1 protein-coding gene is annotated in these 486 nt (G+C 64.2%); it reads right to left on the bottom strand.

Features of this window, described 5'->3' with window-relative positions; genetic code table 11:
* Window positions 1-255: 255 nt before the first annotated feature.
* Window positions 256-486: 3-hydroxyacyl-CoA dehydrogenase family protein (locus EN780_RS37495; RefSeq protein WP_245500307.1), on the bottom strand; the 231-nt coding region annotated here is incomplete at its 5' end.

The raw sequence follows: 486 nt of genomic DNA, 5'->3' as shown, positions 1-486 counted from the left end.
TTGTCCACATGGTCAAATTTGGCAACGAAGGGTCGCTGTTGCGACCGGGAAACGTCGACGGGACAGCGCCCCCCTCTGGCCTGCCGGCCATCTTCCCCACTTGGGGGGAGATCGGATGTCACGCCGGCTTTCGCCAATTACCAGCGTGGCTAGAAGAGGGAGGCGCCAAAACCACTAATCTCCCCCCTTGTGGGGGAGATGTCCGGCAGGACAGAGGGGGGCGCGAAGGAACGCGGCGTTCGTTCTAGACGGCTACTATCCTCCAGCACCCTCCCAAGCCCCCGTCTCCGCGAACCTTCTCAGCATCGGCGCCGGCTCGAAGATCACCCGACCGGTTAGCCGGTGCCAATGCTCCAGCCGCTCGACGATCTTCGCAGCCCCTTCGAGGCCGGCCCAGAACATCGGCCCACCCTTGCCGATGGGAAAGCCGTAGCCGTTGACCCAGACGACATCGATGTCCGACGCGCGGGCGGCAATGCCTTCCTC

This window comes from Mesorhizobium sp. M4B.F.Ca.ET.089.01.1.1, assembly GCF_004022605.1.
Taxonomy (GTDB): Bacteria; Pseudomonadota; Alphaproteobacteria; order Rhizobiales; family Rhizobiaceae; genus Mesorhizobium; species Mesorhizobium abyssinicae.
Note: the sequence above shows the minus strand (reverse complement) of the source record. Positions and strands in the feature narration are given on the sequence as shown.